Genomic DNA, 18,105 nt, shown 5'->3' on the forward strand with positions numbered 1-18,105 from the left:
CGGCGGCACCACCGCTTCAAGCAGCAAGGCCGGTGGCGACCCCGCCTCGACCCGGACGGCACCGTCACCTGGCACGGACCCGACGGTGCCACCCGCACCACCGAACCCGCCCATCGCACCACCGGCTGACCCGCGCCGCGCCCCGGACCGCCGACGTCCGGCCGCCCCGATCCCGCCCGGCCGCCCCGATCCCGTCCGGCCGCCCCGATCTCGTCAGGCCGACCTGTCATGGCGCCCCGGCACGGCGAGGTGACCACGGCACCGCGAAGTCACCCCGACCTCGCCCGCCGCCGCGAGCTCGCCCGGCCGCTCCGACCTCGTTCGGCCGCCAGGACTACTGCCGCGGGTCCGGCCGACAGGTCGAGGCCGACGTACGCCAGCCCGGCGCCCGGGCCGGCGCCTCGGCGTCGTAGAACGCGCGGTGGCGGCGCTCGACGGCGTGCACGTCAGGCACCGGCCGCCACCCCGTCATCGGGCAGCTGCAGGTCGACGTCGAGCAGGGCTGCGAGCGAACGCAGCTCGCGCTCGACACCGGCGCGCATCGCCCCGGACGGCTCGACGTCCCAGTGGACGGCCGCGACCCGCAACACTCCCGCCGCCGCGTCCCGGTGGGAGTCGACCTTGCCGACGAGCCGGTCCCCGTGGAGCACCGGCAGGGCGAAGTAGCCCCAACGACGCGACGCCGCCGGCTTGTACATCTCGAGCTGGTAGTCGAACTCGAAGAGCTCGGTCATCCGCTTGCGGTCCATCACGAGTCGGTCCAGCGGGGACAGCAGCGCCGTGCGCCCCGAGAACCCGCCCTCCAGGTACCCCGGGTCGACCCGCCAGCGTCTCCGCACGCCCTCGACGACCGCCTCGACCCCGTGCTCTCCGACGTGGTTCGGCTCGCCCGGGGGGAAGGTGGCCCGGGCACGGGCGATGCCCAGTGCCTCGAGCCGGCGTCGGTCCCGCTCCTGCTCGGCCTCGGCGTAGGGGACGGCGGGGTCGTCCGGGTGGACGCGGGAGGCGAGGTCCCAGGTGCGCTCCCGGTTCTCCCGGGACGCCACCGCCACCTCGCCCCGCTGCTCCATCATGTCGAGCATCCGCTGGACGTTCTTGCTGTTCGTCCACCCCGACGAGCGCCACGGCACGAGGCAGGTGTCGGGGATCTCGCGCGCGGGCAGCGGTCCCTCGGCGCGCAGGAGCGTCAGGATGTCGTCGCGGCAGGCGCGGTTCGCCTCGACCCACGCCTCGAGCTCACGCCGCCACGGGCTGAGCGGCTCGACCCCGGGCCAGGCGTCCATCTCGGCCCGGAACAGGGCGATGTCCTCGGCCGGACGCAGGTAGCCGAGGAGCTCCACGAGCCGACCCGATCCGAGGAGGTCGTCGAGGACCTGGGGGGAGTAGACGGACCCGAGCCGGCTCCACAGCACGAGGTCGGCGTTGGGGGCGACGTGCGCGGTGAGGTCCATCTGCACGAGCCCGAGGTGGCGCACCACCGACAGCGCGTCGGCGGGCCGGTCCCGCGTCAGCAGCTGCGCGCGCACCGCGATGCGCCGTGCGTCGCGTCGGCTGAGCTCCAGCACCATGCCGACGAACCTAACCGGCCATCCGGACGGTCGCCGTCCGGATGCTGCTGCCGGCGCCCTGGCCGGGCCGTCGGTGGCAGGCTGGGGCGCGTGACGACCGTCGGGCTCCTCCTCGCCGCGGGTGCGGGACGCCGGATGGGCGGCCCCAAGGCCCTGGTCCGGCCGACGGCGGACGGGCCGACTCTGCTCGAGGTCACGCTCGACCGGCTGGTGGGCGCGGGGCTCGAGCAGGTCGTCGTCGTCCTCGGGGCCGCCGCCGACGAGGCCCGCGCGACGGCCGACGTCCCCGGCGTCTGCGTCGTCGTCGCCGAGGACTGGGACGAGGGGATGGGGGCCTCGCTGCGCGCCGGGCTGCGCCACCTCGACGCCACCGCGGCGCCGGAGGTCCACGCGGCCGTCGTCACCCTCGTCGACCTGCCGGACGTCGGCACCCGCGTGTACCGGCGGGTGCTGTCCGCGACCCGGGGCACCGGCCCGGAGGTCCTCCTGCGCGCCACCTACGACGGCACGGCCGGCCACCCCGTGGTCCTCGGACGCGCCCACTGGGCCGCCGTCGCCGACACCGCCCGCGGCGACCGCGGCGCCCGGGACCACCTCGCCGCGCACCCGCCGACCCCGGTCGAGTGCGGCGACCTCGCGAGCGGCGCCGACGCCGACACCCCCGAGGCCCTGAGCCGGCACCCCCACGCGCCATGATGGCCGGGTGAGCGACAGGAGACGGTGGCCGGCGAGCGTCTACGACCACGGCGCCGACCCCGACCCCCGCTTCTCGCTCGCCAACGAGCGCACCTTCCTCGCGTGGGCCCGCACCGCCCTCGCCCTGCTCGCCGGGGCCGCGGCCCTCGACGCCCTCGACCTCCCCCTCCAGGACACCGTGCAGGCGCTGCTCGCCGCCCTCCTCGCCCTCGCGGGCCTGGTCACCGCCGCCACCGCGTGGCGCACCTGGGCCCGCACCGAGCGGGCGATGCGCGAGGGGACACCACTGCCCTCCAACCCGACGATGGTCGTCGTCGTGGCGCCGATCGTCGTCGCCGGCGTCGTCCTCGCCGGGGCGAGCGTGCTGCGCGGGGTCGGGTGAGCGCCGGGTGACCGAGCAGGTCGTCCGCGACCCGGGGATGCAGCAGGAGCGCACGACGCTCGCGTGGCGGCGCACCGGGCTCGCGCTGCTCGTCGGCGCGCTGACCGTCGGCCGCCTGACCCTCGACCGGCTCGGGGGAGCGGTCGTCCTGCCGACGGTGCTCGTCGCCGCGCTCGCCGCCTACGTCGTCCTCTCGACCGTGCGGCAGCGCCGGCTCGGGGTCGCGGGGCCGGCCGACCCCCGCCTCTCGGTGCTGCGCGACGGGCGCCTCGTCGCGGCCGTCGCGGTGGTCGTCGTCGTGCTCGCGGTCGGCGAGCTGGCCGCCGCCGTCGCCGCACTCGCCGACCTCGTGTGAGCGTCGTCCTTCCACAGGGGCCGGTCGTGGGTGATGCTGTGGCCATGGACCCCAGGACGACGTTCGCCTCGGCCGACGACCTCGCGAGCGCGCTGGGAGGGGTCGGCTACCTCGCCGACGACGCGCTCTCGACGGTCACCTGGCTCTCGCTCCGGCTCGGGCGCCCCCTGCTCATGGAGGGCGAGCCCGGCACCGGCAAGACCGCTCTCGCGGAGGCGCTCGCGGAGACGATGGACCTGCCGCTCATCCGGCTGCAGTGCTACGAGGGCATCGACGCGAGCCAGGCCCTCTACGACTGGGACTTCCCCCGCCAGATCCTCCACGTCCGCGCGCTGGAGGCCGTCGAGGGCGGGGCCAAGGACGTCCGCGAGCTCGAGGCCGACCTCTTCGACGAGCGCTTCCTCCTCGCTCGTCCGGTCCTCCAGGCCCTGCGCGACGCCCCGGCCGTCCTCCTCGTCGACGAGGTCGACCGGGCCGACGACGAGTTCGAGGCCTTCCTCCTCGAGGTGCTCTCGACGTGGCAGGTGACCATCCCCGAGCTCGGCCCGGTCCGGGCCGCCACGCCCCCGGTGGTCGTCCTCACCTCCAACCGCACCCGCGAGCTCCACGACGCGCTCAAGCGCCGCTGCCTCTACCACTGGCTCGAGCACCCCGGCATCGAGCGCGAGCTCGCGATCGTGCGCAGCCGCGCTCCCGAGGTGCCCGAAGCGCTTGCGGCGCAGGTGGTCCGGGCGGTGCACGCCATCCGCGGCGACCGCGAGATGCTCAAGCCTCCGGGCGTCGCCGAGACCCTCGACTGGGCGCGCGCCCTCTACGAGCTCGGCACCCGCACCCTCGACACCGAGACCGCCGCCGCGACCCTCGGCGTCGCCGTCAAGTACCGCGAGGACGCCGAGCGGGTGAAGCGCGCCCTCGACGTCATGCTCACCCCCTGACCCGCGCCACGCCGATGACCATCGCCCAGCACCGCCTCGACGCCGCCGAGCTCGTCCGCACCCCGGAGGAGGTCCTCGTCGGGTTCGCCCGCACGCTGCGCGCCGCCGGGGTCAACGTCACCGCCGACCGCGAGCGCACCTACCTCGAGGCGGTCGCCGCCGTCGGGCTCGAGGACCCGGCGGCGGTCTACCACGCCGGTCGCGCGACCCTCTGCGCGTCACCGGCCGACCTCGAGCGCCACGACCTCGTCTTCGCCGAGTGGTTCGGCGGCACGAGGGCCGGCACGAAGCCCCGCGACCCCCTGAGCCGGCTCGTTCCCCGCGCGTCCCTCGGCGCCGAGGAGCCCGGCCCCGGCGAGGGCCGCGACGAGCCGGACGACGTCCACGCCCAGGCCTCCGCCACCGAGGTCCTGCGCCGCAAGGACGTCACGACCCTCAGCCGCCGCGAGCGCGAGGAGCTCGCGCGGCTCTTCGGTCGCCTCCGCCCCCGTGCACCGCGCCGCCGGGCGCACCGCTGGGAGGAGTCCCCCCGCGGCGCCGTCGACGCCCGCCGCACGCTGCGCGCCATGCTCCGGCGGATGGGGGAGCCCGGCGAGGTCGCGTGGCGCCGCCGCGGCAGCCGGCCCCGCCGTGTCGTCCTCCTCCTCGACGTCTCCGGGTCGATGAGCGCCTACGCCGACTCGCTCGTCCGGCTCTGCCACACCTACTGCGTGTCGGACGTTCCGACCGAGGTCTTCACCCTCGGCACGCGCCTCACGCACGTCACCCGTCCGCTGCAGCAGCGCGACCCGGACCGCGCCATCGTCGCGGCGGGGGAGGCGATCCCCGACTGGTCCGGCGGCACCCGTCTGGCCGAGGGGCTCAAGGTCTTCCTCGACCGCTGGGGCCGCCGGGGGATGGCCCGCGGCGCGGTCGTCGTCGTGTTCAGCGACGGCTGGGAGCGTGACGCCCCGGAGGCGCTCGGCGAGCAGGTGCGGCGGCTGCACGCGGTCGCCCACCGGGTCGTGTGGGTCAACCCGCACCGGGGGAGGGCGGGCTACGAACCGGTCCAGGGGGGCATCATGGCGGTGCTGCCGCACGTCGACGACTTCGTCGCCGGGCACTCGATGGCGGCGTTCGAGGAGCTGACGGAGGTGGTCGCGCGTGCGTGACGTGCTGGACGAGCTGATGACCTGGTGGCGGGCCGGCGAGACCGTCGGGGTGGGGACCGTCGTCGCGACGTTCCGCTCGGCCCCGCGGCCGGCGGGCGCCTCGATGCTGCTCGGCCCGGGCGGCGAGGCCGTCGGGTCGGTGTCGGGCGGCTGCGTCGAGGGCGCGGTGTACGAGCTCTCGCAGGAGGTCGTCGACGGCGGGACGCCGGTGCTGCAGCGCTACGGCGTCTCCGACGACGACGCCTTCGCCGTCGGCCTGACCTGCGGCGGGATCCTCGACGTCTTCGTCGAGCCGGTCTCCCGGGCGACCTTCCCCGAGCTCGGCGACGTCGCCGACGACGTCGCCGCCGGTCGCCCGGTGGCGGTCGCCACCGTCATCGACCACCCGGACCCCGCGTGGCTGGGCCGCCGCCTCGTCGTGCGCCCCGAGGACGCCGAGGTGCCGGTCGTCGGCGAGATCGGCTCCCCCCGGGCCGACTCCGCCGTCGCCGACGACGCCCGCGGCCTGCTCGCCTCCGGCCGCACCGAGACCCTCACCTACGGCCCGGACGGCGAGCGCCGCGGCGAGGGGATGCGGGTCTTCGTCAACGCCTTCGCCCCGCGCCCGCGGATGCTCGTCTTCGGCGCCATCGACTTCGCGGCGGCGGTCGCCCACGTCGGCAGCTTCCTCGGCTACCGCGTGACGGTGTGCGACGCGCGGCCGGTGTTCGCGACCCGCTCCCGCTTCCCGGCGGCCGACGAGGTCGTCGTCGAGTGGCCGCACAAGTACCTCGCCGCCGAGCAGGAGGCCGGGGCGGTCGACGGGCGCACGGTCGTCTGCGTGCTGACCCACGACCCCAAGTTCGACGTGCCCGTCCTCGAGCGCGCGCTGCGCCTGCCCGAGGTCGCCTACGTCGGGGCGATGGGGAGCCGGCGCACCCACGAGGACCGGCTCGAGCGGCTGCGCGAGGCGGGCGTCACCGACGACGAGCTCGCCCGGCTCTCCAGCCCGATCGGGCTCGACCTCGGTGCTCGCACACCGGAGGAGACGGCGGTGTCCATCGCCGCCGAGATCGTCGCCCTGCAGTGGGGCGGAGGTGGCAAGCGGCTCCAGGACGTCGGCGGTCCCATCCACCACCACGGCGAGGACGCCGAGACCTCCGCACCTGCGCCCGTCTGAGCCGGATCCGACCGCATCCGCGGCGTCAACTTGGTAACCGCCGCGACCCGGTTGTGGCGCAACGCGATTCGGCGTGCCCCGACGGCCGTTTCCTGTGCGGAAAGCCGCAGCGACCTGTCCGGTCGGCGGGTTCGTCCATACCCCTTGCCGACCGACGATGGGTGAAGCAAGATCACGGACACGACCACGGATCCACTCGCGAAGGAGTCAATGATGACTCGGATCAACGTCACCGTCGACGGCGTCTCCAACGCCGACGACGTCGAACCCCGGATGCTGCTCGTCCACTACCTCCGTGAGGTCGTGGGCAAGGTCGGCACCGTCGTCGGGTGTGACACCAGCAACTGCGGTGCGTGCACCGTCCACCTGGACGGGCGCAGCGTCAAGTCCTGCAACGTCCTCGCCGTCCAGGCCGACGGCCACGAGGTGACGACCATCGAGGGGCTCGCCACCAACGGCGAGCTGCACCCGATGCAGACCGCGTTCCACGAGAACCACGCCCTCCAGTGCGGCTACTGCACACCGGGGATGATCATGCAGGCCGTCGACCTGCTCCGCGAGAACCCGGACCCCACCGAGGAGGAGATCCGGGTCGGCCTCGAGGGCAACCTCTGCCGCTGCACCGGCTACCACAACATCGTCAAGGCCGTGGCCGCCGCCGCCGGATCGATGAGCAGCGAGAGGAGCAACGCCTGATGACCGCCGTCGACGACCGCCCCACGACCGAGGTCGGCAAGGACCGCCGCCGCAAGGAGGACCAGCGCCTCATCACCGGCCGCACCCGCTGGACCGACAACATCCAGCTGCCCGGGATGCTGCACCTCGCGATGGTCCGCAGCCCCTTCGCCCACGCGAAGATCCTCTCGATCGGCACCGACGAGGCCAAGGCCGCCCCCGGCGTCCACGCCGTCTTCACCGGCGCCGACCTCGCCGACAGCCAGGGCGTCAACATCAACGCCTGGCCGATCACCCCGGACCAGGTCACCCCGACCCACCTCCCCGTCCCGAGCGAGCGCGTCGCGCACACCGGCGAGATCGTCGCCGTCGTCGTCGCCCGCAGCGCCGCCCTGGCCCGCGACGCCGCCGAGCTCGTCGACGTCGACTACGAGGAGCTGCCCGCCGTCCTCGACCTCAAGGAGGCCATGAAGGACGAGGTCCTCGCGCACCCCGACGCCGGGACGAACAAGTCGGCCTTCTGGCAGCTGGACTCCAAGGCGGCCGGCACCGGCGGCGACGTGGAGGAGGCCATCGCCAAGGCCCGCCAGGACGGCATCGTCATCGAGCGCGAGTACCGCCAGCAGCGGCTCGTGCCGGCCTTCATGGAGCCGCGCTCCACGGTCGTCGACCCCACGGGCGAGCAGGTCGTCATCTGGTCCGCGACGCAGGTGCCGCACATCCTGCGCTTCGCGATCGCCGCGACGATGGGCATCCCCGAGTCCAAGGTCCGCGTCATCGCCCCCGACGTGGGCGGCGGCTTCGGCGGCAAGCTGCAGACGACGCCGGAGGAGTTCGCGACGATCGCCATCGCGCGCAAGCTCGGCAAGCCCTGCAAGTACACCGAGACCCGCAGCGAGACGATGGTCTCGGCCCACCACGGCCGCGACCAGTGGCAGAAGATGACCCTCGCCGCCGAGAAGGACGGCACGGTCACCGCGCTCAAGGTCGACCTCCTGGCCGACCTCGGCGCCTACGTCGCGATCGTCGGCGGCGGCGTGCCCGTCCTCGGGGCGTGGATGTTCAACAGCATCTACAAGTTCCCCGCGTACCAGTTCAACTGCCAGACGGTGCTGACCAACAAGACGTGGGTCGACGCCTACCGCGGCGCCGGGCGGCCCGAGGCCACCTACGCCATCGAGCGGATCATGGACGAGCTCGCCGCGGAGGTCGGGGTCGACCCGATCGCCATCCGCGAGAAGAACTGGATCACGCACGACGAGTTCCCGTTCACCACCGTCGCGGGCATGACCTACGACTCGGGCAACTACGAGGCCGCGACGTCCAAGGCGCTCGAGCTCTTCGGCTACGACGAGCTGCGCGCGGAGCAGAAGCGCCGGCGCGAGTCCGGCGACACCGTCCAGCTCGGCCTCGGCGTCTCGACCTTCACCGAGATGTGCGGCCTGGCCCCCTCCCGCGTCCTCGGCTCGCTGAGCTACGGCGCCGGCGGCTGGGAGAGCGCGAGCATCCGGATGCTCGCCACCGGCACCGTCGAGGTCGTCTCGGGCGCCACCCCGCACGGCCAGGGCCACGAGACGGCGTGGAGCCAGATCGTCGCCGACCGCCTCGGCATCCCGTTCGAGAACGTCGAGGTCCTCCACGGCGACACCCAGATCGCACCGAAGGGCCTGGACACCTACGGGTCCCGCTCGCTCGTCGTCGGCGGCGAGGCGCTCGTCCGGGCGGCCGACAAGGTCATCGAGAAGGCCAAGCCCATCGCGGCCCACCTCCTCGAGGCCAGCGTCGACGACCTGGAGTTCGAGGCCGGGCAGTTCACGGTCAAGGGCACCGACAAGGGCATCGGCATCACGGACATCGCGCTCGCGACCTTCGCGGCGCACAACCTGCCCGACGGCGTGGAGCCGAGCATCGACGCCGACGCCACGTTCGACCCGGTCAACTTCTCCTTCCCGCACGGCACCCACCTGTGCGCGATGGAGGTCGACACCGAGACCGGGCAGAGCACGATGCGCAAGTACGTCTGCGTCGACGACATCGGGACGATCATCAACCCGCTCATCGTCGAGGGGCAGATCCACGGTGGCCTCGTCCAGGGCATCGCGCAGGCGCTCTGGGAGGGCGCGGAGTACGACGAGCAGGGCACGCTCGTGTCCGGGTCGTTCGTCGACTACACCCTCCCGACCGCGGCCGACACGATCAACTACGTCAGCGAGCACACGGTCTCGCCGTCGACGACGAACACGCTCGGCACGAAGGGCGTCGGCGAGGCGGGCACCATCGCCTCCACCCCGGCGGTGGTCAACGCCATCGTCGACGCGCTGCGGCCGATGGGCATCGACGACATCCAGATGCCGTGCACGCCCGAGCGGGTGTGGAAGGCCATCCGGACGGCGGGAGCCCAGCAGGACAAGGCCCCGACGGCCGACGCCCAGGCCCACTTCGGTGAGGGTGCACCCAACCAGGACCCGGCAGCCGGCACGACGGACGGAGCAGCGCAGTGATCCCCGCATCCTTCGACTACCTCGCCCCGACGAGCGTCGACGAGGCCCTCGCGGCGCTCGCCGAGCACGGCGACGACGCCAAGGTCCTCGCCGGCGGCCAGTCGCTCCTGCCCATCCTGCGGATGCGGCTCAACGCCCCCGAGACGGTCGTCGACCTCGGCCGGATCGAGGCGCTGCGCGGCATCCGGGACGGCGGCGACCACATCGCCATCGGCTCGATGACGGCGTACAGCGACATCGTGGCGAGCGACCTCGTGCGCGAGCACGCGGCCCTGCTCGTCAAGGCCGTCGAGACCGTCGCCGACCCGCAGATCCGCCACCGCGGCACCGTCGGCGGCGCGATCGTCCACGCCGACCCCGCCGGCGACGTCGGGGCGCCGATCCTCGCGCTCGACGCGACGATGGTCATCGCGGGGTCCGGCGGCGAGCGCACCGTGCCCGCGACGGAGTTCTTCCGCGACCTCTTCGAGACGGCGGTCGAGGACGGCGAGCTGCTCACCGAGATCCGCATCCCGAAGCACACCGGCTGGGGCGCCGCGTACGAGAAGTTCGTGCGCGTCGCCCACCAGTGGTCGATCGTCGCGGTCGCGGCGACGGTGCGCGTGGAGGGCGGCAGCATCGCCGAGGCGAAGGTCGGCCTGACGAACATGGGCAACACGCCGCTGCGCGCGGGTGCGGTCGAGCAGGCGCTCGTCGGCTCGTCCGCCGACGCCCTGGCCGACGCCTGCGGCGCCGCCGCCGAGGGCACCAACCCGCCGAGCGACCTCAACGGCGACGCCGACTACCGGCGCCACCTCGCCACGGTCCTCACCCGACGGGCCGTCCAGAAGGCCATGGAGGGCTGATCACCGCATGGAGCTGACGCACGACTTCACCGTCCCCGCCGACGTCGACACGACGTGGGCCACGTTCATGGACCTCGAGCGGGTCGGCAGCTGCTTCCCGGGTGCCACCGTCACCGAGGTCTCGGAGGAGGGGTTCGCGGGGACGGTGAAGGTCAAGCTGGGCCCGATCGCCCTCCAGTACACGGGCACCGGCCACTTCGTCGAGAAGGACGACGCGGCCAAGCACGCGGTCATCGAGGCCAAGGGTAAGGACAAGCGCGGCAACGGCACGGCCGGCGCCACGGTCCGCATCCAGCTGGCCCCGGACGGCACCGGCACCCGGGTCGAGGTCGTCACCGACCTCGCCGTCACGGGCAAGCCGGCGCAGTTCGGGCGCGGTGTCATGCAGGACGTCTCGGACAAGCTGCTCGGCCAGTTCGTCGGCTGCATCGAGGGCGTGCTCGGCGAGGCGTCCGCCGCCGACGACGCACCGGACGCGACGGCACCTGACGCGACGGCCCAGGCCGCCGACGCGTCGACCGCCGGCGCGGCGGCCTCGGCCGAGGCGCCGCCCACGACGGACGAGCCGGTCGCGGTGCCGACCGCGGGGGTCCCCGCGGCTGCGAGCCCCGCGCCCACGCCCGCTCCGCGCCCGGCACCCCGGCCGGCGGCGAACGACGACGACGCGATCGACCTGGGGGCCACCGTGCTGCCGGTCCTCGTCAAGTCCTACGCGCCCTACGTCGTCGTCGGGGTCATCGGTCTCGTCATCGGGTGGCTCATCGGCAACCGCTGAGGCCCCGGCCGGTGGGCGTCGCGGTCAGCGCGCCGGCCTGACGCACGCCGGCTGCGGGCCGACGCGGCGCGTGCGGCTCGGGCTCGGCCGCCGGGCCGGGGTGTCGACGCTCGGGTGCGCGGCGCGCAGGTCGGCCGCGAGGCGACGGGCGTCCGCGTCGTCGACGTCGTGCGCCCGCAGCCACCGGTCGGCGCGGCCGCCCGCGTCGAGCGACGCGCGGCGGTGGGTCCGCTCGAGGAGGTAGACGACCGGGGCGACGAGCGCGCCGGTGACGGCGAGGGTGGTGGCGGTGTCGAGGATCTCCGTGATGGTCATGGCACGATCTTGTGCCTGATGCAGATCACGCCACCAGTGGCAGACCTGTCGCTGCTCGTCAACTTCCTGCCATACTCGGGGGGTGCCCCTCCGCTCCGTCGCCGTGATCCTCCAGGAGCCCGTCCAGCTCTTCGAGTACGCCGTGCTCGCCGAGGTCTTCGGCATCGACCGCACCGACGACGGGTGCCCGCCCGTCGACTACCGGGTGTGCGCCGAGCGGCCCGGGGCCCTCGACGCGGGCAACGGCACGAGCGTCACCGCGGCCCACGGCCTCGAGGCGGCGCTCGACGCCGACCTCGTCGCGGTCCCCGCCTCCTCGAGCGCCGACCAGCCCTCGCCCGAGGTGGTCCGTGTCGTGCGCGCGGCGGCCGAGCGGGGGGCGTGGGTGCTGTCCGTGTGCTCCGGGGCCTTCACGCTCGGGGCTGCCGGGCTCCTCGACGGCCGCCGCTGCGCCACCCACTGGCGCCACGCCGCCGACCTCGCCGCCCGCTTCCCCCTGGCGAGCGTCGACCCCGACGTCCTCTACGTGCACGACGGCAACGTCGTGACGAGCGCCGGGACGGCGGCGGGCATCGACGCCGCGCTCTACCTGGTGCGGCTCGAGCTCGGGGCCGCCGTCGCGGGCCGGATCGCCCGGCGGATGGTCGTCCCGCCGCACCGGGACGGTGGCCAGCGCCAGTTCGTCGAGCGACCCGTGCCCACGACCGAGGCCGAGTCGCTCGGGCCGGTGCTCACGCACGTCCTGGACCGGCTCGACGAGCAGCACGCCGTCGCCGACCTCGCGCGCCTCGCGGCGATGTCGGAGCGGACCTTCGCCCGTCGGTTCGTCGCCGAGACGGGCACGACGCCGCACCAGTGGATCACCGAGCAGCGCGTGCTCCGGGCGCGCGAGCTGCTCGAGGAGACCGACCTGTCGGTCGAGGACGTCGCCCGGGACGCCGGCTTCGGCACCGCCGCGCTCCTGCGGCACCATTTCACGAAGTGCACCGGCGTCTCGCCCACCGCCTTCCGCAGCCAGTACCGCTGCCCCGAGGGTGCCTGAGGGTCGGAATGGGCCCGCGCCCGCCGTCGTTCTCCTCGCCATGAGCACCATCGGACTCGTCGGAGCAGGACACATCGGGAGCACCCTGGCCCGGCTGGCGGTCGCCGCCGGCCACGACGTCGTGCTCAGCAACTCGCGCGGACCCGAGACGCTGCGCGACCTCGTCGAGGAGCTCGGCCCGCAGGCCTGCGCCGCGACCCCGCAGGAGGCCGCGAAGGCCGCCGACCTCGCCGTCGTCACCGTGCCCCTGGTCGCCCTGCGCGACCTCCCGGCCGCGGAGCTCGCCGGCAAGGTCGTCATGGACACGATCAACTACTACCCGGAGCGCGACGGGCACGTCGCCGCGCTCGACGACGAGAGCACGACGACGAGCGAGCTGGTCCAGGAGCACCTCGCGGACAGCCGGGTCGTCAAGGTCTTCAACAACATCACCTCCGGCGCTCTCGGCACGCTCGCCCGCCCGGCAGGAGCGCCCGACCGCTCGGCGCTCGCCGTCGCGGGCGACGACGCGGACGCCAAGGCCGCCGTCACCGCCTTCCTCGACTCCATCGGCTACGACGCGCTCGACCTCGGGCCGCTCGCCGAGGGCTGGCGCACCCAGCGCGACACCGCCGCCTACGGGCTGCCGTACGCCGACGGCGACGACTGGTCCCACCCCGTGCCCGCCGACGCCGCGCGCCTGCGCGAGCGGGTCGCCGCCGCCCGCCGCTACCGCGACATGTGAGGCGAGCGGCCCGCGCCCCGGGCCGCTCCTTCACACGATCTCCACACGTCACGCGGGCGGCCCCCACGCCGGTGTCCCTAGTCTCGTCGACATGAGCGAGGGGAGCAGCGGGGCGCAGGTCGTCCTCGTCGTCGAGGACGAGCCGACCATCCGGCAGGCGGTGGCCGACCGGCTGCGCGCCGAGGGGTTCGGCGTCGTCACGGCCGGCGACGGCCCGGCCGCCGTCACCGCGTTCGAGGAGCACGACCCGGACGCGGTGCTCCTCGACGTGATGCTCCCCGGCTTCGACGGCCTCGAGGTGTGCCGGCGCATCCAGGCCCTGCGGCCGGTACCCGTCCTCATGCTCACCGCGCGCGACGACGAGACCGACCTGCTCGTCGGTCTCGGCGTCGGTGCGGACGACTACGTGACCAAGCCGTTCTCGATGCGCGAGGTCGTCGCCCGCCTGCGGGCGCTGCTGCGCCGCGTGGAGCGGGCCGAGCAGCTGGCCCGCTCGACCGGCCGGGTGGACCTCGCGGGCCTCGTCGTCGACCCCGCCACCCGGCGGGTCGCGGTCGACGGAGTCGAGGTCCACCTCACGCCGCTGGAGTTCGACCTCCTCTGCGCCCTCGCGGCCGCCCCGGGCGTCGTGCGCCCGCGGGAGGAGCTGATGCGCGAGGTCTGGGGCTGGGGTGACGCCTCGGGCACCCGCACGCTCGACAGCCACGTCAAGGCGCTGCGCGCGAAGATCGGCGCCGACCGGGTGCGCACCGTGCACGGGGTCGGCTACGCCCTCGAGGTCGTGCGATGAACACCGACCGCCCGCTCGACGGGGTCACCTCGATCAAGCTCAAGCTCGGCGTCCTCGTCGGCGCGAGCGTCCTCGCCGGCGTGCTCGTCGCCGCCATCGGCGACGGCGCCGGGGTGCCCTGGTGGACGAGCCTGCCGGTGACCGCCGGCGCGGCCGTCGCGGTGACGCAGTGGCTGGCGCGGGGGATGACCTCGCCGCTGCGCGAGATGACCGGGGCGGCCCGGCGGATGGCCGCGGGCGACTACGGCCAGCGCGTCGCGACGAGCTCGTCGGACGAGGTCGGCGAGCTGGCGCGCGCGTTCAACGCGATGGCCGCGGACCTCGCGGGCGCCGACCTCGAGCGGCGGCGGCTCGTGGCCACCGTCTCCCACGAGCTGCGCACGCCGCTGACCGCCCAGCGGGCCCTGCTGGAGAACCTCGTCGACGGCGTGTCGACCCCGGACCGCGCCACGCTGGAATCCGCTCTCGCGCAGGCCGAACGGCTCTCGGCGCTCGTCGAGGACCTGCTCGACCTCTCTCGTGTCGACGCCGGGGTGGCTCCGCTCGCCCTCGCGCCGGTGCGGGTCGAGTCGCTGCTCACCCGGGCGGTCGACGAGGTGCGGGTCGCCGCCCGGCCGGTCCGGGTGCGCCACCGGGTGTCGCCACCCGACCTCACGGTGACCGGTGACGCTGCACGCCTCGCGCAGCTCGTGGCCAACCTCGTCGACAACGCGTTGCGGCACAGCCCGGCCCACGGCGACGTCCGGCTCGACGCACGCGTAGGCGAGGCCGGCCGCTGGGTGCTCGAGGTCCGCGACGACGGCCCCGGCATCCCCGCGGCGGACGCCGAGCGCGTCTTCGAGCGGTTCGGTACCGGCGCCGACGCCGCCGGCGGGACCGGTCTCGGGCTCGCCATCGTCCGCTGGGTCTGCGAGCTGCACGGCGGCCGCGTCGAGGTCGTCCCGACGCCCGCGGGCGCGACCGGCGCGACGCTGCGGGTCACCCTGCCGACCGCCCCCAGCGACCGGCGCCCCTCGCACGTCCGCGAGGAGCTCGCCGCTTCCACCCCGTCCAGCGACCCCGTCCCACCGACCACACCGGAGCCCGTCATGACCGCGACCTCCTCGGCCCCAGCCGTCCCCTACGGCGGGGGAGCCGGGCCCGTCGACGGCGCCGTCGCGCGCCTCTGGCCCGAGCCCGACGGCCGTCCCCGCATCGGGGTCGTGGCCGCGGCGCTCGGCATCGGGCTGCTCGGTGCGCTGACGTGGGTCGACCGGAACATCGGGCTGGTGACGAGCCTCGTCATGCTCGCGACGGGGGGGGCTCATGTGGGTCGTCGCGCGGCACCGGCGCGACCCGTGGACGGTCGCCGGCGGGGTCGCCGCCGCCCTGCTCGCGCTCGTCCCCACGCTGCGCGACGCCGGGGGCGTGGTCGTCCTCTCGGTGCTCGCCGGGGTCGCCGTGGCGGCCGCCGCCCTGACCCGGGCGCACGGGTTCCTGGCCATCGTCACGAGCTGGGCGGCGTGGCCGCTCTCGGCGCTGCGCGGCCTGCCCCTGCTCGGGCGGACCCTGACGGCGACGAGCCGGGTCGGGATGCTCTGGCCGGTGGTGCGGACCGTCGCGGTCTCCGCGCTCGTCCTCGTGGTCTTCGGCGGCCTGTTCGCCACCGGTGACGCCGTGTTCGGCTCGTGGGCGGCGGCCCTCGTGCCCGACCTCGGGTGGGACTCGATCGTCGTCCGCGGTTTCACCTTCGTCCTGTTGTCCGGGGTGGCCCTGACCGGTGCCTACCTCGCGCTCAACCCGCCGCAGGTCGACGCGGTCGTCCTGCCCGAGCGGCGGCGCGCGCGCCCGGTGTGGGAGTGGGCGGTCCCGGTCGGCCTCGTGCTCGCGCTCTTCGTCGGCTTCCTCGTCGCCCAGGCCGCGGCGCTCTTCGGCGGGGACGCCTACCTGCGTCGCACGACCGGCCTCACGCACGCCGAGTACGTCCACCAGGGGTTCGGCCAGCTCACCGTCGCGACGGCGCTGACCGTCCTCGTCATCACGACGACCCTGCGGGTCGCCGCGCGGGAGTCGGCGCGCGACCGGCTCGTCCTGCGGGCGCTGCTCGGCGGGCTCGGTCTCGCGACGCTGGCGGTCGTCGCCTCGGCGCTCTCGCGGATGTCGCTGTACCAGGACGCGTTCGGCTACACGGTGCTGCGCGTCTTCGTCGACGGGTTCGAGCTGTGGCTCGGCACGGTCGTCGTGCTGCTCCTCGTCGGCGTGCTGCGGCTGTCGTGGCGCTGGGTGCCCCGGGCGGTCCTCGTGGCGGGGGCGGTCTTCACCCTCGGCTTCGCCGCGATGAACCCCGACGCGTGGGTGGCCGACCGCAACATCGACCGCTACGAGGCCGGCCGCACCCTCGACGCCCTGTACCTCTCGGACCTGTCGGCCGACGCCGCGCCCGTCATCGCCGAGCGGCTGCCTCGCGCCGTCGCGGACTGCGTCCTCCAGCGGCCGTACTCCAGCGGGACCGGCAGCACGGGCACCGACGACGACTGGCTGGGCTGGAACCTCGGCCGCTCCCGGGCGGCCGACGTGGTCCGGACCGTCACGCCGCAGCCCGCCGGCTGCGACGCGGTGATGACCGACACGCTCCGCCGCTGAGCCCCCACCCGTCGAGTGAACAGGACGCGCCGTCCGCAGCAGGGTGCCGGCGGCGTGTTCTGTTCACTCGACGGGCTCTCAGCGCTGCGGCTGCGGGAAGGCCGCCGGGCTGCGCCGCCCGTCACGACCGACCGACCGCACGCCGAACACGACGTTGTCCTTCGAGAGGTCGACGCGCAGGGTGCTCGCCGAGCCGGCATCGATGACGTGGGTCCAGTCCGGCGCGGTCGTCGGCCGCCACACCACCTCGTGCCGGGCGGCGCCGGGCGTCGGCGCCCAGTGCAGGACCGTGTCGTTCGTCAGCTCGGTGGTCTCGACCGTGACTCCCGTCGGGGTCCCCGGAGCCGTCGCCAGCGACCACAGGGTCGCCGCGTTGACCCGGGCGACCCCGGCGACGTAGCGCGGGTCGCAGAACTCCGGCAGGTCACCGATCTGCCGGCCGTCCTCGACGCGCACGTCCTGGTGCTGGTGGTCGTAGTCCTCGTCGGGCTCGGTGAACCGGCCGGCGGGGAAGCCGCGTTCGAGGAAGGGGATGTGGTCACCACCGCGCAGGTAGCGGTCGCGGCGGTAGACGACCCGCACGTCCATCCCGGTGACGTCGCGGTGCGCGACGTCCGTGACGAACCGGGCGAGCTGGCGTGCGGGGGAGTCGTTCTCGCCACCGACCGACCGGCGGACGGCGGCCTCCTCCGGCGTCTCGTCGCTCGGGACGCCCTCGGCGAAGAGCCGCAGGCTGCGCGGGTCGCGGGTGCCGTCGTCGGCGGTGGGGCTGCCGACGATGTCGTTGGTGAACATCGCCTGCACGTCGGTGCCGGCGGCGCGGAACGACTCGGCGAGGTACGTCGACCCGTAGAGGCCCTGCTCCTCGCCGGCGACGGCCGCGAACACGATCGTCGCGGCCGGGCGGTGCCGCGCCATGACCCGCGCCATCTCGAGCACGACCGCGACGCCCGAGGCGTCGTCGTCGGCACCGGGCGCGTCGCTCGTGGCGTCCATGACGTCGGTGACGCGCGAGTCGTAGTGCCCCGAGACGACGTAGACGCGCTCGGGCTCGCTCGAGCCGCGCAGCGTGGCGACGACGTTCGTGATGCGCGTCGGCACCGGGATGCGGCTCGCCGGCTGCTGGACGTAGGACTGCTTCGCGACCGTCATCCGGCCGCCGGAGGCGCGGGCGGAGCGCGAGAGCTCGTCGAAGAGCCAGTCGCGGGCGGCCCCGATCCCGCGGCGGGGGTCGTCCTGCGACGAGAGGGTGTGCCGCGTGCCGAACGCGACGAGTCGGCGGATCGTCGCGTCGATGCGCGCCGGGTCCAGCTCGCGCAGCATCCTGCGCAGCTCGTCGGTGGGCCGCTGCGGGCGGATCGACCGTCCCGGGCCGTCGGGCCAGTCGCCGTCGCGCCGGCCGTGCTCGCCGGACGAGGCCGCGGCGGCCGCCGGACCGGCGACCGCGGAGACACCGAGCGCGCCGCCGGCTCCGACGGTGCCGGCGATGAGGGTGCGTCGCGAGGGGGAGGGGGACCGGTGGGTGGAGGTCATCGCCCCATCAGACGTCCGTCACCCCGGGCCCGCAACC

At 74.7% G+C, this 18,105-nt stretch carries 17 protein-coding genes and 1 pseudogene; 15 read left to right on the forward strand and 3 right to left on the reverse strand.

Annotated elements, in window-relative coordinates; genetic code table 11:
- Window positions 1-446: 446 nt before the first annotated feature.
- Complete coding sequence (locus J3473_RS17285; RefSeq protein ID WP_207025110.1) at window positions 447-1,568, reverse strand: crosslink repair DNA glycosylase YcaQ family protein; 1,122 nt, start codon at window positions 1,566-1,568, stop codon at window positions 447-449.
- A 90-nt stretch (window positions 1,569-1,658) separates the two neighbouring features.
- On the opposite strand from J3473_RS17285, the gene J3473_RS17290 reads away from it, so the two are divergent.
- From J3473_RS17290 to J3473_RS17335, 10 genes are all read left to right on the forward strand, one after another.
- Window positions 1,659-2,264 carry an NTP transferase domain-containing protein gene (locus J3473_RS17290; protein WP_242525945.1) on the forward strand — a complete coding sequence of 202 codons (606 nt, stop codon included), beginning with the start codon at window positions 1,659-1,661 and terminating at the stop codon, window positions 2,262-2,264.
- Window positions 2,265-2,271: 7 nt separating this feature from the next.
- Entirely contained in the window at window positions 2,272-2,646 is a 375-nt protein-coding gene (locus tag J3473_RS17295) for a DUF202 domain-containing protein (protein WP_207025111.1), read from the forward strand.
- 7 nt (window positions 2,647-2,653) lie between these two features.
- A complete protein-coding gene (locus J3473_RS17300) occupies window positions 2,654-3,001 on the forward strand; it encodes a DUF202 domain-containing protein (protein ID WP_157577319.1) in 348 nt (115 codons plus the stop codon).
- Window positions 3,002-3,045: 44 nt separating this feature from the next.
- A complete protein-coding gene (locus tag J3473_RS17305) occupies window positions 3,046-3,936 on the forward strand; it encodes a MoxR family ATPase (protein WP_030526769.1) in 891 nt (296 codons plus the stop codon).
- Between the two features lie 14 nt (window positions 3,937-3,950).
- A complete protein-coding gene (locus J3473_RS17310) occupies window positions 3,951-5,087 on the forward strand; it encodes a VWA domain-containing protein (RefSeq protein ID WP_207025112.1) in 1,137 nt (378 codons plus the stop codon).
- Window positions 5,080-6,246, forward strand: coding sequence for an XdhC/CoxI family protein (locus tag J3473_RS17315; protein WP_207025113.1), 1,167 nt, complete (start codon window positions 5,080-5,082; stop codon window positions 6,244-6,246). The genes J3473_RS17310 and J3473_RS17315 overlap by 8 nt, the downstream gene beginning before the upstream one ends.
- Before the next feature lie 213 nt (window positions 6,247-6,459).
- Entirely contained in the window at window positions 6,460-6,942 is a 483-nt protein-coding gene (locus tag J3473_RS17320) for a (2Fe-2S)-binding protein (protein ID WP_030526772.1), read from the forward strand.
- A complete protein-coding gene (locus tag J3473_RS17325) occupies window positions 6,942-9,422 on the forward strand; it encodes a xanthine dehydrogenase family protein molybdopterin-binding subunit (protein ID WP_207025114.1) in 2,481 nt (826 codons plus the stop codon). Before J3473_RS17320 ends, J3473_RS17325 begins: the two co-directional genes overlap by 1 nt.
- Entirely contained in the window at window positions 9,419-10,267 is an 849-nt protein-coding gene (locus J3473_RS17330; protein ID WP_207025115.1) for a xanthine dehydrogenase family protein subunit M, read from the forward strand. The genes J3473_RS17325 and J3473_RS17330 overlap by 4 nt, the downstream gene beginning before the upstream one ends.
- A 7-nt stretch (window positions 10,268-10,274) precedes the next feature.
- Complete coding sequence (locus J3473_RS17335; RefSeq protein ID WP_207025116.1) at window positions 10,275-11,042, forward strand: SRPBCC family protein; 768 nt, start codon at window positions 10,275-10,277, stop codon at window positions 11,040-11,042.
- Window positions 11,043-11,066: 24 nt separating this feature from the next.
- On the opposite strand, the gene J3473_RS17340 is transcribed toward J3473_RS17335, so the two are convergent.
- Window positions 11,067-11,357 carry a hypothetical protein gene (locus tag J3473_RS17340; RefSeq protein WP_207025117.1) on the reverse strand — a complete coding sequence of 97 codons (291 nt, stop codon included), beginning with the start codon at window positions 11,355-11,357 and terminating at the stop codon, window positions 11,067-11,069.
- 82 nt (window positions 11,358-11,439) lie between these two features.
- On the opposite strand from J3473_RS17340, the gene J3473_RS17345 reads away from it, so the two are divergent.
- The 5 genes and pseudogenes from J3473_RS17345 (at window position 11,440) to J3473_RS19605 (ending at window position 16,535) form a co-directional block, all read left to right on the forward strand.
- A complete protein-coding gene (locus J3473_RS17345) occupies window positions 11,440-12,399 on the forward strand; it encodes a GlxA family transcriptional regulator (protein ID WP_207025118.1) in 960 nt (319 codons plus the stop codon).
- Window positions 12,400-12,439: 40 nt separating this feature from the next.
- Entirely contained in the window at window positions 12,440-13,123 is a 684-nt protein-coding gene (locus J3473_RS17350) for an NADPH-dependent F420 reductase (protein ID WP_207025119.1), read from the forward strand.
- A 91-nt stretch (window positions 13,124-13,214) separates the two neighbouring features.
- Entirely contained in the window at window positions 13,215-13,913 is a 699-nt protein-coding gene (locus J3473_RS17355) for a response regulator transcription factor (RefSeq protein ID WP_207025120.1), read from the forward strand.
- A gap of 227 nt (window positions 13,914-14,140) precedes the next feature.
- Window positions 14,141-14,845: pseudogene (locus J3473_RS19770) on the forward strand (ATP-binding protein); the annotation flags it as partial.
- 373 nt (window positions 14,846-15,218) lie between these two features.
- Window positions 15,219-16,535 carry a DUF4153 domain-containing protein gene (locus tag J3473_RS19605; protein ID WP_306790195.1) on the forward strand — a complete coding sequence of 439 codons (1,317 nt, stop codon included), beginning with the start codon at window positions 15,219-15,221 and terminating at the stop codon, window positions 16,533-16,535.
- Between the two features lie 78 nt (window positions 16,536-16,613).
- Here J3473_RS19605 and J3473_RS17365 read toward each other — a convergent pair whose 3' ends face one another.
- Window positions 16,614-18,068, reverse strand: coding sequence for a M20/M25/M40 family metallo-hydrolase (locus J3473_RS17365; protein WP_207025121.1), 1,455 nt, complete (start codon window positions 18,066-18,068; stop codon window positions 16,614-16,616).
- Window positions 18,069-18,105: the final 37 nt, after the last annotated feature.

The organism is Phycicoccus sp. DTK01 (assembly GCF_017312765.1).
GTDB lineage: Bacteria > Actinomycetota > Actinomycetes > Actinomycetales > Dermatophilaceae > Phycicoccus > Phycicoccus jejuensis.